Origin of the sequence: Ferrimonas sediminum (assembly GCF_900100175.1) — a bacterium.
Classification (GTDB): domain Bacteria; phylum Pseudomonadota; class Gammaproteobacteria; order Enterobacterales; family Shewanellaceae; genus Ferrimonas; species Ferrimonas sediminum.
In genome coordinates, this window is record NZ_FNEM01000005.1 from 205,409 (window position 1) to 226,525 (window position 21,117).

Sequence of the window (21,117 nt, forward strand, 5' to 3'; positions counted from 1 at the left end):
AAGAGTCAGTCATCTATTTTGACCGGCGTACTAAAGCCTGGTGGTTTGATCGCAAGCACGGAGCACTGAATCTGACCCAGTACCGCCTCCGCCGTATTGCCCATAATAAAACCCGACACCCCCGTTCGGGCTACGGTTCCCATGACCACAAGATCGGCATCAATCTGCTGACTCAGTGCCGGTATCTCCTGACAGGCCTCTCCCTTTATTAAGTGAACTTTAGGGCTAATGTACTGCAGCGCATCGGCACCTATACCGGCTTCCAGCTTACGCATCAAACTCTCCAGATTGGCCGAACGTTGCCGCCTGACTTGCCGGACATAGGCGTCAACCTCGGTTTCCCTGGCCCTCATAAACGCCCCGTTTCGCATCGCGCTTTCGGCCGGGGCCTCCCAGACATGGATGATGTGCAACTCGGCCGATTCAGCCAGCGCCAGGGAGCTGGCCATTTCCAGCAACTGACGATTTAACGCCTCCCTGGACGCCATCTCGTGTAGAGGATGGCCATCATCAACATCGACTGCAGCCAAGATGACCCGGCAAGGCTTTGGCGCCTGCGGCTTGATGATCCAAAGCGGGCAAGGACACTTGCGCAGCAGGTGCATGTCGTCACTGCCAAATAAGCGCTCCAGCCAATCCTGCTGCTCTGGTACTTTGATCACCAGGTCACGGTCATGACGCAGTACCTCGTGAATAACCTGCAAGAAGGGGATCCCAACCAGCACCTTGATATCCACCCCGGCTCGCTTGGCAACAGGCTGAATAAATGCTTCCAATTTCTGTCGGTGGATCTTCACTATCGCGTCCTGAAGGTCGACCAGGTCAGGCCCCCCGTCAGACACACCAATACCCACTGTGACGTGAGGCACCACGCCGACGACTGTCAGCCTGCCCTGATTACTTTCAGCCAGCTCAACTGCCCGCTCCAGCACCGTCACCGAGGCGTGCTCCGGCTCCAGCACGCAAAGAATGTTTTTAAACCTCTTCACGGCATTCCCCGGCTTCTCGTTCTATGGAAACATCGAACATTCGAGCCACCATCTGCTCCAATCTCATGAGTTCCGGCCGGGCCGCCTTTCGCATGTCGAGCACGTGAACCTTCAAACTGTTCGCACCCAGTTCAATGCCTAATGTACCCGGTAGCAAGCTGACCGTGTTAACTAGACATACCCGGGATATCCCCTGGGGCAGCCGTAGTGGAAAGTCCACAACACCGGGAAAAATGGGCATACCCGGGTGAAAAGCGCGCCAGGCGACATCAACAGCTCCTCGCAGCGAGTGCCAGAAGAAAAAAAGGAGAAAACACATCAAACCGGTCACTGAAAAAGAAAAAGCCGGCACCAGTTTCACGCTAACCAGGGTGGCCATACACACCACAGGCAGTCCCACCCACCATGAGTGAACCGAACCGGAACTGAGCACCCACCACAGCAAGACAAACACCACCGCATTTCCCGCGATTCGCCGACCGTCAAAATCCGCCACCTTGCCAAGCCAGCTCCAGCCTGATCGTCGACTCATCCCAAAGCCTCAAAATTTGTTGAGCCAGCGCAGGGATGCCCGTATACCGCGCGTCCGGCGCCTGCTTTTGCCACGCTGCAGGGTGCCCCGTAGCCAGCATGACCGAACCTTAGACGCGTCAAGCCCCTCCCCGCAGCTTACCGAACTCTCGATAAGCGCCGCGATGCAATCACTTACCCGTCTCTACTCAAGTGTAGATGATGATCCTCCGGGTCACGTTCTGGCAGTGAAAAACCTGGCCAGAGCGAAACAGATTAAGGGCTTTCCTGCCTGTTCTGCTGGTCCCTTCTGCCAGCGCCGGCAAAAAAGGCGTTGCGCGGGAACGCCCCCTTTGTTCACTGTGCTGCTGAGATTCACCCGCTTGCAGCGGTAAGCTAATGAGCCGGGGGAATCACAGAGGTAACGTCACCGACGTTCCCCCCCTTCCCTTCTATGTTATTGTGTCTTGGCGTCGAGATAGAGTTAAAAAAATGAAGCAGTTTAACCAGTTAAAAAACAAACAACGGCAACTGAGAGCCGGCTTTTCCGAGAACCTGGGGCTGCGGGTACATCGTGCCCTGAGTTGGCTGCAGCGCTCGGAAGCCTGCGACGATGACCCCGACGGCGAATTCATCTTCCTGTGGATCGCCTTTAACGCCGCCTACGCCAACGACATGGACGCCCAGTACCGAGGCAGCGAACTGGATGCCTCCAACCGATTTCTGACCCGTCTATGCCACCTGGATCCTGACCAGCGACTCAGTGCCCTGGTCTGGCAACAGTACCCCGGTCCCATTCGGGTTCTGCTCGACAATCAGCACGTGTTTCAGCCGTTCTGGGACCACCTCAACGGCAAACCCGGCAGCGAGCAGTGGCAGCAGCGGTTCAGCGAAGCCAGACAACAGGCGGCCAAAGCACTGAGCCAGCAAAACACCCCCAAAGTGCTGGCGATTGCGCTGCAGCGCATCTACACCCTTCGCAATCAGCTGGTTCATGGCGGCGCCACCTGGAACGGTCAGCTAAACCGCCAGCAGGTCAGAGATTGCTGCGCCATTCTACGCAGCCTGGTGCCCATTGTTATCGACATTATGATGGACAATGCCGACCAGGTATGGGGCGACCCTTTCTATCCGGTGGTGCCCTCCTGAAAGGCGCCCTCTCACTCGGCGGGCAGGCTCTGCCTCCAACGCTCGTACCCGAAGCCCATTCTGCAGCGGCCTTAGTTCGATTTGCCACCAACCGTGGCATCTGTCGTGTTTTCAGGCAGGTAACAATAGCTGCTGGCAGCTAACCGCAACCGGGCTGTGATAAGATTGATTCCACAAATAAAAAAGCACAGACCTGCACCTCATCTATGAATTCACCGGGCACTCTACCTGCACCTCTGAAAGTCCAACTTCCGGTCCGGCGTTACCGCCTTACCCTCCATCACCAGTTGCTCGATGCCTTGGGCAAGGTGTCGCAGTTTGTGCTGCAGGCCCTGGCCGGCGAAGGCCGCGCCCTGACCGACATCAAGCGCATCACCGCCCTTACCGACGCCCATCTGACGCCAATACTGACCCGAATGGAAGGGCTGGGCTGGTTCGATAGCGAGCTGCAGCGACTCACCGAGATGGGCCAGGAGATGGCTCAGGCCTCTGAACTGAATGGCCAGAGCCAGGGGTTGTGGCTGGACGTGGTGGATGGCATCAGCAGCCTGCAGGTCGCCGAGGATGAGCGGCAGTTGCAGCCGCCAACCGACACCGACGATGCGGTAACAGCTCCTGAGTACGAGAAAGACTGGAACATTCAGAAAGTACTGCAGACCCGGCGCCTGACCAAGGGCTTGACCGACGACAACGGTGAGGCCTTTATCGACTTTATGACCCGGTTGTGGCCCCGACATCACGACATTCTATCCAGCCAGTGCCACGCCTGGCAGTTTCAGCTCAGTGTCGATGGCAGTGAGCCGGCGCTGCGCTATCGCGACATCGAGCTGAGCACAGACACGCCGCTGGAAACGGATTACTGGAAGGGCATCACGGTGCAACTGCCGGTGCTGCAATGCCGAATCGAGCACCAGGTACCCAACCTGGTTGCCGGGGAACTGACGCCCCTGCCGACACTCACCGAGGATTACTGCCGGGTATCCGGTATGCCGATAACCCAATTTGAACCGGCCATGGCCCGCAAGACGGATCTGCACTGGCCCGCAGCCACCCTGGTTCCCATCACCGAGTTGGTCGCCGCCGGGGAGCCACTGCCACCTCTGATGAGCCGCAGCGTGTCTCTGACCCAGAGCAACCGGGCGCTGATTCTCGGCCACCACACCTTAAGGCAGCAACTGCATGCCCACCAGGAGTCCCGATGAAGACCGTCGAACTGTTCCAGTTTAATCAGCTGGATCTTGGCAGCGGCCGCCACGCCCGGGTAATCAAAAACTCCCGGGCCGCGCTGCAACTGGTGCGCCATGGGGCCAAAGGCGCCAACCCGGTGGCCGCCTGGGTCGACGCCGCCATCTCCGTGGCCGATGCCATTAACTCCTACTGCAAACTGCAGCGGGCCAAAGCCATCACCGAACAACTGCTGGCCAGAAAACAGGAGCTGAAGCGCAAAGTCGCCAATGCCAGTGAAGTGTTGGCCATTAAAGAGAACCTGTGGCAGCTGGAACAGCAACACCGGTTAACCCTGCTGGAAACCACCCTGGAACAGCGGCAGCAGCAGACCCACAGGCTGTTGGCCCAACTGAAGAGCCAGCACAAAAGCCTGGAGATGCTATTGACCCAGGTGCGGGCCCTGAGGCGCCAAAGCCGCAGCAGTTGCCCGAGATTAACGACCCTGACCCACGCCGCCGACGCCCTGATGCAGGCGCAACTGGCGTGCCTGGTGTACGCCCTCAATGAGCCGTCATAACAACCGCCGGCCCCCGTTGACCGTTTCAAATTGACACCGAGAACTGACCATGAAAACCCCGACCAAGAAGATTCAAAAGAAACCGAAAACCACTCAGCAAGGCACTGCCGCCAAGGCGGTGGACAAACTGGACGGCCAGCAACTGGTAGAGCTGGCGCAGGAGGGCGTGAAAGCCTACAGCAGCTACAACGAGCTGCGCAGCGAGCGCGAGCGCACCATTCAGGTGAAAGCCGACGCCCTCAAAGAGATGCAGCAATCCGATAATGAGGTGCGCAAACAACAAATCGCCTTCCATCAGCGCAGCAAGGAGCTGGAGGTGGAGCAGTACAGCGCCGAAACCGAGCGACAGGCGAACAACCATCAACATCAGCAGTGGCAGCAGGATCAGCAGAGCCTTGAAAAGACCATCGCGGTGCTTAGGGCCAAAGTGGCCACCGGAGACGCCAGTGCCGACGAGATTGTTTTGCTGCAACAACTGCACAGCGCCGGCCGGGACTAAACCGAATGCTCGCCACAATTACCGCCATCGGTGTTGGCATCGCCCTGACCGCCTCCGCTGCCGCCTGGTATTTCGACAAGGCCACAGAGGAAGAGCAGCGTCGGCACAGCCATTTGCGGGCCGACATCGATGCGCTCAACCAACAGCTGGCCGCCCATGGCATCGAGCTGGAAACCGCCAATGCCCAGCATCTGCACCGGGCACTGGAGCAGGTACTGAACAAGCTGGGCGAAGAGCATCTGCGTCAGCGCAGCAAAATTGCCAGCATCAATGCCGAACTCAGCAAGCTGCCACCCCAGCTGGCCAGAGAGCTGCAGGACGACAGCATCAGCCCTTATCGCCGCCGGGCCCTGAAGCAAAGCTACTGCCAGATTGAAGATGCCCAGGCCAGATTGCGGGCCTTTGGTGACTACCTCGACTGGTACCGCAACCAGCTCGACCGCTACTGGTCCACCCTGGATCACAGCGGCCACGACATCGAGTCGTTGCAGTCGCTGCTCGGCGACATCGCGTTGCCGTCGGCCACCCTGCCCCACGACTGGCTCTATGTGGGCAAGGTGGTGTTGATCGAGGAGCAGGAACTGGACAGCAACATGGCCTTCAACAGCCGCCTGCACCTGACCAACAATCGGGTGATGCAGGGTTGGAGCAGCGACTTTCAGGAACGGCTGTTCTTCAACTACCCGCAGCGGGATGCCATTCCGCTGCAGATTGTTCATCACAAGACCAGTGCCAAAGGCAAACGGCTGTTTTACGGCTGCGTCGCCAAGGGCCGACTCTGGGTCGACCACATCCTGGCGGACGTGCCAATCCCACTGGAGGTGGAACGCAAAACCCGCCTCGGTTACCTGTTGCAGTCTGAGCTGGGCATTGTCCGCGCTAACCTGCCGATTCAACTGACCCATAACCCGTTGATTGAGCTGCTTCCCGGCCAGCAGGTCGACGCCTACGCCGATCAGTACAACCTGCTGCTGAGCGATGCACCCGGCAATCTCAACCCCAAATTCAAGCGGATTCAGGTGAGCATGCTTGCCAGCGCCGAGCTGGGCTCAGAGGATCAGGGCGGACTGTTTCTGTTTATGGCCGCCGAACTGCTGCAGCCTGGCTGGGACGCGGCGCTGGATGGCGCCGACACCACCCCCTGGCGAATGCTGGCACTGGACGGCAACCAACTGGTGATCGCCCGTCACAACCTGCGCCTGCACTGCCAGATGGACGCCTCGCTGTCGGCGCTGACCGTGCAGCACATTGAACCTTATCAGGATCACGGCCAGGGGTTTGAACTGCCCCTGGCGATGGTGGCGGTGGATGCCCGGCTAACCGGCCAGACCCCCACCAATCCCGATGCCTTTGAGCAACTGGTCAACCTGACCGCCCAGATTGCCGCCGCCGACGCCAATCAGCAGCAGCGACTGGCCCAGGCCAAAATGCTGGGGCAGTGGCAGCAGGTGATGGACTACCAACAAAGCCAGCTGCAACTGACGGTAGAAGGCATCGCCTGCGAGCCCGACGAGCAGGCGGCACAGCTCGAACTGTCGCTGAAGGCTGCCGCCGACGCGCCGTTGGCGGAGTTCATCGAGGCCTGCAAACAGATTCAGCGCGACGGCTTTGAGCCGCGCTGTCGTCTCAGCTACTGGGGCGACGATGGCCAGGGGCAACACCGCTGGCTGGAGCCACTGCCTCCCCGGGCGCGCCACAAGCTGGAGCTGACCATTCAGGGCAAGCGCCTTAATTTGGGCCTGCCCTGGGTGCACTGCCGCCAGTTGCAACAAACACTGCAGAAAAACCCGAATGCCGTGGCACTGCAACTGACCCTGCACAAATACGACGACGCCCTCAACCGCCAGCACACCGCCCTGGAAGCGTTCCGCCATGACACCCTGGCCTCGCCGCGGATCAAGCAGATTTTGCTGGCGCCCGGACAGTATCAGGGCGAACGTGACCCGTTCTGGCACCAGCATTTCAGCGGGCCGGTGCAATGGCAGAATCCACAGCTGACCCCGACCCAGAAACAGGTGATCACCACGGCGCTGACCGAGCGCCACCTGGCGCTAATTCAGGGGCCGCCGGGCACCGCCAAAACCACCAGCATTGTCGAGATGCTGCACCAGATCTTCAGCCAGCAGCCGGAGACCCGAGTGCTGCTGGTGTCCCAACAGCACGCCGCCGTCGACAACGCCCTGGACCGGTTCATCGATCTGCACCGGCCGCAGCTGGACAGTGGCCGGGTCAACCTGCTTCGCATCGGCCCGGAGAAAAAAGTGGAAGGCCAGCTGCGCCATTACACCCTGGGCAAACGGCAACAGGAGTTTGTCGACCTCAGCCGCCAGGCGGCCGCCAAGGCCGCCGTCAGTGGCCAGGCTGATGACCGGGAGCTGGCCAGCCAGTGGCTGAACGGGGTACTGGGCCCGGAGGTAGAAGAGGATGAGCCGGCTCCGGCACTGAATCAGGAGCTGACCTGGCTGCTGCTGCAAAACCACAACCTGGTCGGCGCCACCTGCGTCGGACTGGCCTCACGACAACAGAGCATCGATCAGCTTCGCTTCGATGTGGTGATCATCGATGAAGCCGGCCGTTCCACCGTGCCGGAGCTGATGATTCCCATGCTCAGGGCCAAGAAAGTAATTTTGATTGGCGATCACTTTCAGCTGCCGCCCAGCGTGGCCCCGTTGCTGCAGACCGATGAAGCCAGCGAAGAGCTGCCGTTTTTGAAAGAGACCTTTCTGGAAACCAGCTTTTTTGAAACCCTCTACAACGGCCTGCCGTCCCAGTCGAAAAGTTTCCTCGGCGAGCAGTTCCGCATGCCGAAACAGATTGGCGATCTGGTGGCCGAGCTGTTCTACAGCCCGGACGGACAGCGACAACTGCAGAACGGGCGCATCATCGACGAGTCCGAGTTTCTGCTGCCACACACCCTGATGTGGCAGGACGTTCGCGGCCGTCAGCAGCGCGACAACACCAGCCAGTACAACCGCGAAGAGGCCATCGCCATCATCCGATTCCTGGACGCGCAGCGGCACAAACTCAAGGGCGAGGATAAACGTGAGGTGGCGGTGATCACCCCCTATGGTGCCCAGAAACGCACCATTCGGGCGATGATGGCCAAAGTCTGTGACCATGAAAGCCATGGCGAATACCATTGGGGCGGGCTGAGCATCCGCATCAACACCGTCGACAGTTTTCAGGGCAGTGAAGCGGAACTGGTGTGCTACTCCACCGTGCGCACCTATGGCAACCTGCGCTTCCTGCTGGACTGGAAACGGCTCAATGTGGCCTGCTCCCGCGCCAAGGAAAATCTGGTGTTCTTCGGCCACCTGCCGTTTCTGCGCCGCCCCTGCCGCAATGGCGAACGTAACCTGTTTGCGGAGATCATCGCCCGCATCCCCAAGCAATCCATCCTTCCCCCCCAGCCTCAGCCGCCTAAGGCCCGTCAGCCCGCCTGAGGCTCAACACAACGGCCCGCGATAGAAGCGGGCCGTCTTAACTACCGGCATAACCAGATAAACCTTGAGCTTATCTCATTGGCGATACCAAAATAACTCTTACATCATGGCCATTTAAACGTGACCTCTGCAAGTCATTACTTATTTGGGTGGCAGGTCATGCAAGAGTAAGGGTCTGGATATACCGGATCCGTACTCCAGTCGCTATTGCCGCGCACTTTCATGTCATCACTGTAAAGACCATGCATATAGACGAAGCTTTGGTTTTCCTTCGCAGGCAGAGCATTAAGAAGATAGTTCGCATCACCATAGCGCTCTGCACTAAGGTTAGCGACAGCATCTCGGTCTTCAGACGGGACATCAATTACTGGCTCCGCTGGGTAAATAGCTGTTGAACCTTCTGCCGCCGCACCTTCATACATCTTAGTAAATCGCTTATTAACAGTGCCGTGGTTCTTTGGTTCTAAATCATTATCATGACACCAAAAACACGTTCCTACCTCACCATGGCCTGAAGGAGCACCGTTGCTACCATGACACTGCGCACACTGATAGGGCGCAACAGCAGCTTCAACACCTTCGGTTAAGTCATAGGATTGGATGCCTTTACCCAGATCAATTACATCGACCGGCTTAGGATTAACACCCAGAGTGCCATGGTCACTGTCTGCATGAATGCCTTCGAGAGAATGACAAGTACCACAATCCGCAACTCCCCAACCAAAGTGAGCGTCTGTCAAAGGAGCAATTGCATCCTCAATGTTGTAGATCGGATATTTATCATCGCCACCAACACGACCGGCTTCTTCGGTATAAAAGAAGCTTAATTTTTTATTAACAAGCGCTGCAAAATCAACAGGATAATACATTGGCCAAACATCAGAGAATATGTGTTTATTCCTGTCGCCGAACCAATCTGAAATGTCTATTGTCAATCCTTTTTCAGCAAAATAATTTTTACACTCAGCGTCAATAACCCCATCAGCTTCCCCTGAAGGCTTACCATCAAGTCCGATGCCATCACAGAATGTTGCGTGATTACTAGAACCAGGACCCATTTGGCCTAGCCCATACTTATGCATGACATCACTTTTGTACTTCGTTTCACTTGCATCAATAGCATAGGCTAATCGCCCCTGGTTAACGACTCCATTAACTGAGTTTACTACGAAATGTTGAATATCAACCCCTGTTGATAACGTTCCCCAAAAGGAGAACCCCACATCGATCAACCCCTGCTCTTGCATACTAAGGTATACGTCAGCAAGCGTTATCATTGCATCCTTTTTATATATATCTGGGCGAAGGTTGTGCGGCTGGACTTCAACATCCTTGAAAAACATCCGCTCGCCGCCAATGGGTTGAACCATTACTGATGGGACGATTACCCGATTATCAGTAAATTTCTCATCTGCAGCTCTTCTTCTTTCAGCCTGAGCTCGATGCATTTCCTCACGCCGGAATGTATAGGCATCACTATAAGATCTCAGCAACACTCCAGATTCATTTTGAAGTACCGTCAACTCCAACCGAGTACTAAGTAGCTCACCCCAGTTGGTGTAGTTAAACTCACGTTTAAATTCACCAGTATCATTAATCCAGCTTGCATACCAGTTTGGATCGCCCTGTCCTAATGGTTTTCCATCCTGGTCAAATTCAATAGCACTGCCATCCTCATTACGCCAAACAGTATACCTATAAGCACCGATGTCTTCACCCCACTCATACTCGACATGAAAATCGTCACGAGTTTTTGAAAGATAGAGCAATACATCAGCAAAAGTTATTTGCCCATCATTAAAAATATCATCCCGGAGTGGCTTTGAAATGACTTTACGGATTTCTTCAGCATCAACCGTGAAACCATGCTTAATATCAGAATAACGCCCCTCGGTTTGCGCCACCCAATCAGCTCGTTCCATTTTATCCAAGTAAATTGTAATAGGACCTTCAAGTTGCCATTTGACATCTGGCCCCCAGACATTTTCAAAGGCACCTGAACCAGTCTGTGGTGGCTGTCCCGTTTCAGGTACATCGGGGGATGTAGGCTCATCAGCGCGATTATCATTATCACTGCCACACCCTGATAGCATGGTTATGGACAGCGCGAGAGCGATTGCAGCTTTGTTCATCATCATCTCCGTGATTAAGAAACTCTGGTTAGCTAGGATTAGAGATAGTCTTGTAAAGATGGAGATGAATCTATGTAGGATGCTACACAAAACCTCAGCAATTCAATTCTTGTGTGACCAAGACCTCATGGTTTTTAATCAGTTGCATAGGGGCGACATTCCACCTGGTTGCAGATGCCTTGATGAAAAGCATCTCTAAAACTGCCTGATAAACAAAGCTAACACCATACTAATTTTTATCAGAACCATGTCGATATTCGGTTCAATAGCTGCTAACCTAAAATCCGTGGAATAAATCAAATCGTTTGACTGATTGAGTTATGGGTGACTTCATTATGAGCTCTATAGATTTTGATTGTAAGAGCGCAGGCCGTACTATTGTGGAGAAGAGGCTAAAAGCGTTTGCATTAGAAAATTCCTTAGAGGATATTTTCTATTCCTATGATATCAATATTGATGCTCCTATAAGTCATGCCGAAGAACCAAGAGACTTGTGTAAGCGATTCAAAAAAAGAAAGCAAGTTTTCTTTAGTTCCGAGAAGGGTCGCAACTATTTCAAGGTAATGATTTTAGATAGGTTAAATACCGACTCTGAATTCAAAAGCAAATTCGAGAAAAAATTATATAAAAAAGATGGAGCTAATGAGTGCAAATGTGTGTATGACAAGCGTCGCCATAAGAAAAATCTATTAACGAAGAAACATGATAATTTTGGCTATGAAAAGAAGTTTGAACTAATCATAGCCTGCTCAGAGAGTAAATACTTCTTTGCCAGATTTATTATTATGACTAATGACCACAACATTGATGAGTCATACATAGTAAAAAAACTGAAGCCTAGTTTATTGAAACTCAACAAAGAGATCATTAATTACTTCAAAACACTGATGAATCCCATCTGTGATTATCAACACGTAAAACAGAATTCGTTACGGGTACTTGAGTGCCTGGCGAAGGGAATGAACAGGGATGAAATAGCTGATGAGCTATATTTAACAGTGCGCGGAGTTGATTACCACATTGAATTACTAAAGTCCTCGTTGGTTGCCAACAACATCGCCAACTTGATTTACAAGGCCTGTGCCCTTAACTTATTAAAATGATTAGTGATATTGAAGATCACCATCTTTCTAAATTTTCACTTTGTCAGCTTAAATATAATTACAAAAGTAAGCCTTTAACTTCCCATGGTCATTTTTGGATGGTGCCTTTCAATAACCTTCCCCAAAAGTATTTCTTACACCTCACACCTATCTTGCCATAACTCTTACTGAAACTGATGTCACTAACCACCTCGATAAACTCCCCGCAGGCAAAGGCGTTACGAGTTTCTTCATAGGGCTTGCTGCCCCTTCGCCCTCAATGAAAATTACTCCAGAACCGCTGTACAGCCCCTCGATAGCACCGGGTACGCAGGGATTGCCGAACTGCAGGACGAGTGGAGTCTACAGGAGAGCCTTTAGCTATGGCGATACGGACATACCGAATCCCATAACTTAGCTAGCTTCTTGAAGCATAAGATTGCATAAAACTAAAGCAAAAGGCGAAGAGGCCATCGCCATCATCCGCTTCCTGGACGCGCAGCGGCACAAGCTCAAGGGCGAGGATAAACGTGAGGTGGCGGTGATCACCCCCTATGGTGCCCAGAAACGCACCATTCGGGCGATGATGGCCAAAGTCTGCGACCATGAAAGCCATGACGAACGTAACCTGTTTGCGGAGATCATCGCCCGCACCCCCAAGCAATCCATCCTTCCCCCCAGCCTCAGCCGCCTAAGGCCCGTCAGCCCGCCTGAGGCTCAACACAACGGCCCGCGATAAAAGCGGGCCGTTTTAACCTGGTCTGGCCATCGCCACCACTTTTCCTCAGCACAGTCACTCCGGCGAAGAGCGGGGGTTTCCTTCTGCCGACGGCCGTTGCACTCCACACTGACTTCAATTCGACGAAATCACCAGTCAAGCGCAGCTTAAACGAGACCCAAGTTGTGAACAGAATTTCTCATCAATATTAATGAAATGTACAAATAACGCTTTTTTGTACGTTTTTCACGTGTCTATAATGGCGCAAAATTGACGCGTCAAAAAAATGGCTCGCGCACAGACACTTGGGGATTAGGCAGTCCCCCAATAAGAAAAATATCTTCAAAGGAAAGTTTCATGCGCTCAAGGAACGGCTTCAAACCAGCCTGTTTGGCTGTGTGGTCTGCTCTGCTCATCTCCCCTTCACTTCAAGCGGACCCCGTCCTCCTCGATGGTCCCTCATCCGGATGGATCCCTCTGCTCCAGGGGGTTAACTTCGACCCCGTCGACGATGAGCAGTCCCAGACCGCAGGCCTGGATCTGGTGGGGGATGAGACACACCCGCAGTTATACACCCAGTACGATGACAAGGGCACCGACGATGAGAGCGATGATGAGATCGGCTTCCGCTTTCGTATCGGCACCGCAAACGACAGCAACGTCTACTTGCTGGGGATGGACGTTAACGCCGATGGTGTGCTCGACATGTTCATCAGTGCCGATGGACGTTCGGCCTCCCTGGAGTTGTGGGACTCAGCAGCGCCCAACAAGGCGCCCCCTTCAGGGCGGGCCTGGAACGATGGTCCCAGTACCACCACCATCGCCAGCAAGGCCTCCCTCGAGATAGATGGCAATGCCGGAGACTATCACTTCGCGTCGGTCTCCAGCGTCGATCCCGACGTGGTCGACGCCGATATCGGCAACTGGGAGGGCAATGACCACTTCGTCAGCTTCAAGTTTGATTTCGATGACATCAAAACCACCCTGAGCAGCCTTACCGGGATTGGCATTACCCGTACCTCATCATTGCGTTATGTGATTTTCTCCCTCACCCAGACCAACAGCATCAACGGCGACTTTTCCGGCATTCACGACAAGAGCAGCGACTACAGCAAGAGTTTCGAAGAGCTGGGGCTGTTTACCCCGCCGATCAGCCCGGATTACGTCCCCCCGGTCAATAGCGCCCCCGTCGCCCAGGCCGACAGCCACTCGGTTGCCGAGGGGGCCCTGCTGACCGTCAACGCGGCCGGCGTGTTGGGTAACGACAGCGATCCCGACGGCGACGCCATAACCGCCAAGCTGGTTTCCGGCCCCGGTCATGCCAGTAGCTTCAGCCTGAACAACGACGGCAGCTTCAGCTACCAGCACGACGGCAGTGCCACCAGTAACGACAGCTTCAGCTACCGCGCCAGCGACGGCGCCCTGGACTCCGGCAGCGTCAGCGTGTCTCTCACCATTACTCCGGTTAATGATGCGCCGGTGGCGGTGAATGACCTCATCAGCGGTGCCAGTGAGGACACCCCGATCACCGTCAGCGTGCTGGGCAACGACAGCGACGAGGAGGACAGCCTTTCCAACGCCATGGTGGAGTTCACCGACCTGGCGGGAGGCGCCATCTCCCTCAGTGGAGGCAACTGGGTCTACACTCCGCCCGCCAACGCCAGCGGCACCCTGGTGCTGAGCTATCGCCTCAAGGACAGCGGAGGCGCCTACTCCAACACCGCCACCGTCACCATCAACGTGGCGGCGGTAAACGATGCGCCTGTTGCGGGTAACGACACCCTGGGTACCGACGAAGATACCCCGCTGACCCTGTCGCTGCTGGGCAACGACAGTGACGCCGAAGACACCCTGACCAACGCCAACATCGAGCTGGTGGGCACTGCCACCGGCGGCAGCGTGACTCTGAATGGCGGCCAGTGGGTGTTTACCCCGTTCGATGACTTCAATGGCAGTGCCGGCTTCCAGTACCGCCTCAAGGACAGCGCGGGGGTCTACTCCAACACCGCTACCGTCACCATCAACGTGGCGGCGGTGAACGATGCGCCTGTTGCGGGTAACGACACCCTGAACACCGGCGAGGATACCCCCTTGCCGCTGTCGCTGCTGGGCAACGACAGTGACGACGAAGACAGTCTGACCAACGCCAACATCGAACTAGTGGGCAGTGCCAGCGGCGGCACCGTGGCTCTGGACGGCGGCCACTGGGTGTTTACCCCATCCGCCGATTTCAGCGGTCAGGCCCACTTCCAGTACCGGCTCAAGGACAGCGGCGGAGGCTACTCCAACACCGCCACCGTCACCATCAATGTGGCGGCGGTGAACGATGCCCCCGAGGGAGCGCCGGACAGCTACTCGCTGGACGAGGGGGCCCGGCTTTCGGTCGACGCCGCCGCAGGCGTAATGAGCAATGACCGGGATGTGGACTCCACCGACCTGAGCGTTGCCCTGGCCAGTGGCCCGGACTACGGTGTGCTGACCATTAACGCCGATGGCAGCTTCGACTACCAGCATGACGGCAGCGAGGTGCAGCGTGACGGCTTTAGTTACACCCTGAGCGATGATGAACACAGCGTCGGCCCCATTTTGGTCACCCTGGTGATCCGTGGTGTCAACAATGCCCCGGTTGCGGTCAATGACCAGGTGTCCGTGCAGGAGGACAGCGCCAAGGTGATCGCCGTGCTGGCCAACGATTTCGATGCCGAGAATGCCATCAATCCCGCCAGCGTCGAGGTGACCACCCAGCCAGATCAGGGGCAGGTGTCGGTGAATACCGCCAACGGCACCATCACCTATACCCCCAATGCCAACTTCGATGGCCAGGACAGGTTTCACTACCGGTTCCGCGACCAGCAGGAGCAGCTGTCCAACATCGCCGAGGTGAGCATCACCCTGGTGCCGGTCAATGATGCCCCCGTGGCCAACAACGACTCGGTGACCACCGACGAGGAGCGGCCGCTGCTGATCCCCGTGCTGGACAACGACAGTGATCCGGATACCGGCGACAGCCTGGATGTCGGCAGTCTGGTCCTTGTGGACGCCCCGGCGCTGGGCAATGCCACCGTGGAGCAGGGCAGCATCCGCTACACCCCGGCAGTGAATCAGGTAGAAGCCAGCCACTTTACCTACAAGGTGGCGGACCAATCCGGTGTTTTCTCCGAGCCGGCCACGGTATTTATCGCCATCAATGCGGTCAACGACGCACCGGTAGCCCGCCCTGACAGCCAGAGCACCCGAGAGGACCAGCCGCTGGTGCTGGCTCTGCTGAACAACGACGAGGATGTGGATGGCAGTCTGGACAACGGCAGTATCCGCATCGTCACACCGCCCTCCGAGTCTCAAGGCACCTTGGATCGCCGCGAAGACGGTCAGTGGGTGTTTACCCCGGCCGCAGACGCCCACGGCGAGGTGACCTTTACCTACCAACTGGTTGATGACGATGGCCTGGCCTCCGAAACGGTGACCGTGACCCTGACCATCACCCCGGTGAATGATGCGCCAGTGGCCAACGACGACAACGCCACCCTGGCTGAGGATGGCGAGTTTGCCATCAACATCCTGGGCAACGATTCCGATGTGGACGGCGCTTTGGTTCCCGGCAGTGTCGAGATCCTCACCACTGCCGAACCCGGCGCGGTTACCCTCAATGGCGACACCGGTCTGGTGACCTACGTCGCCCCCCACAACTACTTTGGCCCCGACCGCTTCCAGTACCGGGTACAGGATGATCTGGGCGCCTGGTCCAACCCCGCCTGGGTGAACATCACCGTGACCCCGGTCAACGATGCGCCTGTGGCCCGGGACGACAGCGGCAGCGTGGCCGAAGAGGGTCAACTGCTTCTGGATCTGCTGGCCAACGACAGTGACAGTGACGGCAGCCTGGATGTTGACTCCCTGAGTCTGGTGAGCCAGCCGGAGCACGGTACCCTGCAACCGGGCGGTGATGGCCAGGTCAGCTACACCCCGCAGACCGATTTTGTTGGCACGGACAACTTCGACTACCAGGTGGCCGACAACGACGGCACCCTCTCCAACGTTGCCCGGGTCAGCATCGAGGTGACTGCGGTAAACGACGCGCCCCGGGCCCTGGCAGATGCCTATCACCTGGCAGAAGGGAGCCTGCTTAGTGTGGCAGACGGTGTGCTGACCAACGACAGCGACCCCGATGGTGACAACCTGGCGGCGGAGCTGGTGGTAGAGCCTGCCAGGGGTAGCCTTACCCTCAATGGCGATGGCAGCTTCAGCTATCAGCATGACGGCTCCGAACATGCCCAGGACAGCTTCAGCTACCGAGTGTTCGACGGTAAGGCCTACTCCGGGGTGGCCGTGGTGACCCTCTCCATCGGCGCCGTTAACGACGCGCCGGTGGCCGAAGACGACAGTGTCACCACCCAGGAGGAGCTGGCGGTGGCCATCACGGTGCTGACCAACGACTCCGATGCCGAAGGTGATCGCCTGACGGTGGCACTGGAGAGCCAACCCGCCCTGGGTCAGGCCCAGGTGCTGGCCGATGGTCGCATCCAGTACCAGCCGTTCCCGGATCAGAGCGGTGTCGACCGGTTCAGCTACCGCATCAGCGACGGCAACGGCGGCAGTGACACGGCCAGGGTCAGCGTTGCCATCGCCGCAGTCAACGATGCACCGGTGGCCAGCGATGACTTCACCGCCACCGACGTGCGCACCGCGGTGATCGTCGATGCCCTGGCCAATGACAGCGACGCCGACGGCGACGCCCTGACTCTGGAGAGTGCCCAGGCCCAGTTCGGCCAAGTCACCATCAATCCGGATCAGACCCTGAGCTATCAACCCCAGGCGGATCGGCCCGGTATCGCCCTGGTGCACTACCGCATCAGCGACGGCCAGGGCAGCAGCGACAGTGCCGTGGTGTCCATCGATGTGAGCCGTCGTAACCAGGCCCCCGAGGCCCTGGACGATGAGGTGGTGTTGGACGAGGGGCAGACCCAGGCGATCATCGCCGTACTGGATAACGACAGCGACGCCGATGGCGATACCCTGAGCCTGCTTGGGGCGGCTTCCGCCCAGGGCAGCGTCACCATAGACGGGACCACCCTGAGCTTCCAGGCCGGGGATCAGTTCAACGGCACCGCTACCATCGATTACCGTATAAGCGACGGCTTCGGCGGCGAAGACTCTGCTACCGTGCTGGTGCTGAATCAGGATGCGCTCAAGCCCAGGATTACCGTACCGGATGACGCCTATGTCGATGCCAACGCCCTGTTCACCAAGGTGGCCCTGGGGACGGCCACCGCCGAGGATCGTTACGGCAACCCGCTGCCGGTGAGTCTGGTGGACGGCATGCCCTTCTTCCAGCCGGGTGATAACACCGCCTTCTGGCAGGCCTGTGACCAGGAGGGCCGCTGCGCCACTGCACCGCAAAAGGTGTATGTGCGCCCGCTGATCTCCCTGGCCAAAGACCAGACCGTGCTGGAAGGCGACAGCGTCTCGGTGGAGGTGGTGATGAACGGCGCCCACTTCCAGTACCCGGTGACCATTCCCTACTCCATCAGCGGCAGTGCCGATGGCGATGACCACGACCTGCAGGCCGGCGAACTGGTCATCGAGGCGGGCTCCTCCGCCGCCATCCGCTTCCAGATACATCAGGATAGCCTGACCGAAGGAGAGGAGACCCTGGTGATACGGCTGGATGACGACGTAAACCCGGGCAACACCCGTCAGCATACCGTGACCCTCTCCGAGGCCAACCTGGTGCCGGAGCTCACCCTGATGGCCTACCAGTCAGGTGAGCCCCGCCTCATCGCCTTCCAGGGCCAGGGACCGATGGAGGTGCGTGCCCATCTGTTTGATCCCAATGCCGATGACAGCCACAGCCTCAGCTGGGTGGCGGATAGCAGCATGGCGGATCTGGATAATGATGATCTCACTCTGACCTTTAACCCGGACGACGTAGAACCCGGACTCTACCCGCTGGCACTGACGGCCACCGACAACGGCGGCCTGTCGGATACCACAGGCATCTATCTGGAGGTGCGCAACACCGCCGCCGCTCTGATACCGAACCAGGATAGCGATGGTGACCTGATTCCCGACACCGAGGAGGGCTATGCCGACAGCGATTTCGACGGCATTCCCGACTATCTGGATCAGATGACCGACGAGTGCAACGTACTGCCGGAGACCGGTGACAACTGGGACGGTTACATCGTCGAAGGGGATCCGGCGGTCTGTCTGAGGGTCGGCAGCTACAGCACCGGTGGCGTCACCGGCGGAGCCCAGATCGTCGATGCGGACATTGCCAACGAGGATGACGACCTGGTAGCTGACACCGAAGCACAGAACGTGGGTGGCATCTTCGACTTCATCGCCCATAACCTGCCCCAGATGGGTCAGCAGTTGCAGGTAGTGATGCCCCAGCGGCTGGCGATCCCCGCCAACGCCGTCTACCGCAAGTTCCTGCCTGGCGAAGGCTGGATCACCCTGGAGGAAGATCTGGAAAACCTGGTGCATTCGGCACCCGGTGAGCCCGGCTACTGCCCGCCTCCCGGCGGAGACCTCTGGACCCCGGGGCTGACCGAGGGCCACTGGTGCGTACAACTGACTCTGGTGGACGGTGGTCGCTACGACGCCGATGGCCTGGTCAACGGCGCCGTGGTCGACCCCGGCGGGGTGGCCGTGATGCTGACCAACAACCAGGCCCCCGTGGCCCAGGATGACACTCTGAGGCTGCGGGCCGGGGATCGTGCCGAAGTGGTGGTGCTGGACAATGACAGCGATGCCGACAGCGACAGGCTGAGTGTGGTAGCGGCCAGTGCCGGTCTGGGGCTGGTCACCATCAATCCCGATGGCAGCCTGAACTACCAGGCGCCAGCAGGTTACCTGGGCAGCGACCGCATCAACTACAGCATCAGTGATGGTCAGGGAGGCAGCGCCTACGCCGCCGTGGAGGTGACGGTGTTCCTCAACCGGGCACCTCATGCCCTGGATGACAGTGGCCAGACCGATAACAACCAGGCGATTGACATTCTGGTGCTCGGCAACGATTCCGATCCCGATGGTGATGCGCTGAGGGTAACCCTGGCCAGTGCCGACCAGGGACAGGTGACGGTCATCGATGGCAACACCCTGCGTTACCTGCCTCCCCAGGGCTTCGTGGGAACCGCGACCCTGGAATACACCATCACCGATGGCCAGGGCGGCAGCGATACCGCCCAGGTACAGGTCAAGGTGACTGGAAATCAGATAATCAAAACCGAAGGAGGCGGCGGAGGCAGCATGAGCCACGGCTGGATAGTTGTTCTGGTGATGTTGGCGGCCCTGCGTCGCCACTCCACCCACTGGGTTCGGGCGGCCTGCCTGGTGCTGGTCGCCGGGCTGCTGGTGCCCGGCAGTCAAGCGGTTGCTGAACAGGCGCCCCTGGATCCCTGGTTTGTCTCGGTGCAGGGCAACCTGGCCCGCAGCGAGGTGAGCAAGTCGGATCTCGATGATGATTTCAGCGACGCCGGCCTCAATGCCACCACCCTCTCTCTGGATGAGGAGCGTTTCGGCTGGGGCGTGGGGCTGGGTTACTTCTTCACCGACAGCTGGTTCGTGGAAGCAGGCTACCTGGACATCGATGAGGTGGAGCTAACCATGCAGGGGGTGTTTGACGACACCGACGCCTTTTTTGATGCCATCGAGCATATCTACCCCGAATCCGGCAGCGGCCCCTACGCCCAGTTGGGCTATCGCCACCACTTCAACGACCGTCTCTCCCTGACCGGGCGCCTGGGCGCCTTCTTCTGGGAGGGGGATTACAACAGCTTTTCCCTCAATGGCGGCACCGGCAACGACAACCCCGACGGCACCGACCTGCTCTATGGCCTCAGCCTGGACTACCGCCTGGCTCGCGACTGGGTGGCCTCCCTGCAGGCGCAGCGGGTGGAGTTCGACAACTACCCCACCACCACGCTGGGCCTGAGCCTGGCCTACCATTTCGGCGGTAGCCAGCAGTTAAGCGAGCCCGTCACCCAGGTCGCTCCGGTGGTGGCCGATGGCGATGGCGATGGCGTGGCCGATAGCCAGGACGCCTGCGAAGGCACCCCGACCGTCGATGCAGTAGACAGCCGCGGCTGTACCCGCTGGCGCACCGAGTCCAAAGAGATGAAGGTGCTGGTACTGTTTGCCAATGACAGCACCGACATTGCGCCGCGATTCCATCAGGTGCTGGCGGATGCGGCCCGGACCATCAACGACCATCAGCTCGGGGGCATAAAGGTGTTCGGACACACCTCGGCCCCCGCCAGCAGCGACTACAACCGAACCCTGTCCCAGCGCCGCGCCGAGGCGGTCAAGGACTACCTGGTTGAGTACCACCAGTTGGCTCCGCAGGCGCTGATCGTGGTAGCCAAAGGTGAGACTGAGCTGGCCGTCCCTACCGGCGCCGAAGACCGGCAGGCCCAGAACCGCCGGGTGGAGATCCACCTGACCTACCCGGTTCGCGAGGCGGAACACCGCTGATCATCGAACCAGTCAACAGGGCGCCCTACGGCGCCCTTTTTTTGGCGGTGTCTTGCGTGACTGTGCCCCCCTAACCAATCGAGTGTCCAGGAAATGGGTGGTGACTCATAAATAAAAAGCAAAAGCCTGCTTAGACTTAACCTGCGGCCAATTCATTTTAGGAAACAAAACCCTGCCGTTGTCCCGTTGCCCGGACAGGCATTGGCTGTCGATTAGCAACCCATTCCCCTGTAGAACAACAAGCCCCTAGATATAACCAAATGGAATATCAACCAGTAGACATATAACTATTTTATGGCGACAATCCCTGTCCTCATTCTGTTACCGCCCACCAGATATCGAGAATGTCTCTCCCAATTTCACTATTCCACTGACT

Annotated in this window: 11 protein-coding genes; 8 read left to right on the forward strand and 3 right to left on the reverse strand. The window is 57.6% G+C overall.

Annotated elements, in window-relative coordinates; all coding sequences use genetic code 11:
• Positions 1 to 5 precede the first annotated feature (5 nt).
• Positions 6 to 989 carry a universal stress protein gene (locus tag BLT77_RS08655; RefSeq protein WP_090364774.1) on the reverse strand — a complete coding sequence of 328 codons (984 nt, stop codon included), beginning with the start codon at positions 987 to 989 and terminating at the stop codon, positions 6 to 8.
• A complete protein-coding gene (locus BLT77_RS08660; RefSeq protein ID WP_090364776.1) occupies positions 976 to 1,521 on the reverse strand; it encodes a Na+/H+ antiporter subunit E in 546 nt (181 codons plus the stop codon). The genes BLT77_RS08655 and BLT77_RS08660 overlap by 14 nt, the downstream gene beginning before the upstream one ends.
• Before the next feature lie 470 nt (positions 1,522 to 1,991).
• On the opposite strand from BLT77_RS08660, the gene BLT77_RS08665 reads away from it, so the two are divergent.
• From BLT77_RS08665 to BLT77_RS08685, 5 genes are all read left to right on the forward strand, one after another.
• On the forward strand, positions 1,992 to 2,648 hold the full coding sequence (locus BLT77_RS08665; RefSeq protein ID WP_090364778.1) for a HEPN domain-containing protein: 657 nt from the start codon (positions 1,992 to 1,994) through the stop codon (positions 2,646 to 2,648).
• 206 nt (positions 2,649 to 2,854) lie between these two features.
• Entirely contained in the window at positions 2,855 to 3,850 is a 996-nt protein-coding gene (locus tag BLT77_RS08670) for a hypothetical protein (protein ID WP_143026590.1), read from the forward strand.
• A complete protein-coding gene (locus BLT77_RS08675; protein WP_090364782.1) occupies positions 3,847 to 4,392 on the forward strand; it encodes a hypothetical protein in 546 nt (181 codons plus the stop codon). Before BLT77_RS08670 ends, BLT77_RS08675 begins: the two co-directional genes overlap by 4 nt.
• A gap of 49 nt (positions 4,393 to 4,441) precedes the next feature.
• Positions 4,442 to 4,891: a hypothetical protein gene (locus BLT77_RS08680; RefSeq protein WP_090364784.1), complete on the forward strand. Its 450-nt coding sequence runs from the start codon at positions 4,442 to 4,444 to the stop codon at positions 4,889 to 4,891.
• 5 nt (positions 4,892 to 4,896) lie between these two features.
• Positions 4,897 to 8,334, forward strand: coding sequence for a DEAD/DEAH box helicase (locus BLT77_RS08685; protein WP_090364786.1), 3,438 nt, complete (start codon positions 4,897 to 4,899; stop codon positions 8,332 to 8,334).
• A 137-nt stretch (positions 8,335 to 8,471) separates the two neighbouring features.
• On the opposite strand, the gene BLT77_RS08690 is transcribed toward BLT77_RS08685, so the two are convergent.
• Positions 8,472 to 10,472, reverse strand: coding sequence for a hypothetical protein (locus BLT77_RS08690; protein WP_143026591.1), 2,001 nt, complete (start codon positions 10,470 to 10,472; stop codon positions 8,472 to 8,474).
• 329 nt (positions 10,473 to 10,801) lie between these two features.
• Between BLT77_RS08690 and BLT77_RS08695 the strand changes: the two genes are divergently transcribed.
• From BLT77_RS08695 to BLT77_RS08705, 3 genes are all read left to right on the forward strand, one after another.
• Positions 10,802 to 11,569, forward strand: coding sequence for a helix-turn-helix transcriptional regulator (locus tag BLT77_RS08695; RefSeq protein WP_143026592.1), 768 nt, complete (start codon positions 10,802 to 10,804; stop codon positions 11,567 to 11,569).
• 418 nt (positions 11,570 to 11,987) lie between these two features.
• Positions 11,988 to 12,287, forward strand: coding sequence for a hypothetical protein (locus BLT77_RS08700; protein ID WP_090364792.1), 300 nt, complete (start codon positions 11,988 to 11,990; stop codon positions 12,285 to 12,287).
• A 336-nt stretch (positions 12,288 to 12,623) separates the two neighbouring features.
• Positions 12,624 to 20,741 carry an Ig-like domain-containing protein gene (locus BLT77_RS08705; protein WP_090364795.1) on the forward strand — a complete coding sequence of 2,706 codons (8,118 nt, stop codon included), beginning with the start codon at positions 12,624 to 12,626 and terminating at the stop codon, positions 20,739 to 20,741.
• The last annotated feature ends 376 nt before the right edge of the window (positions 20,742 to 21,117 follow it).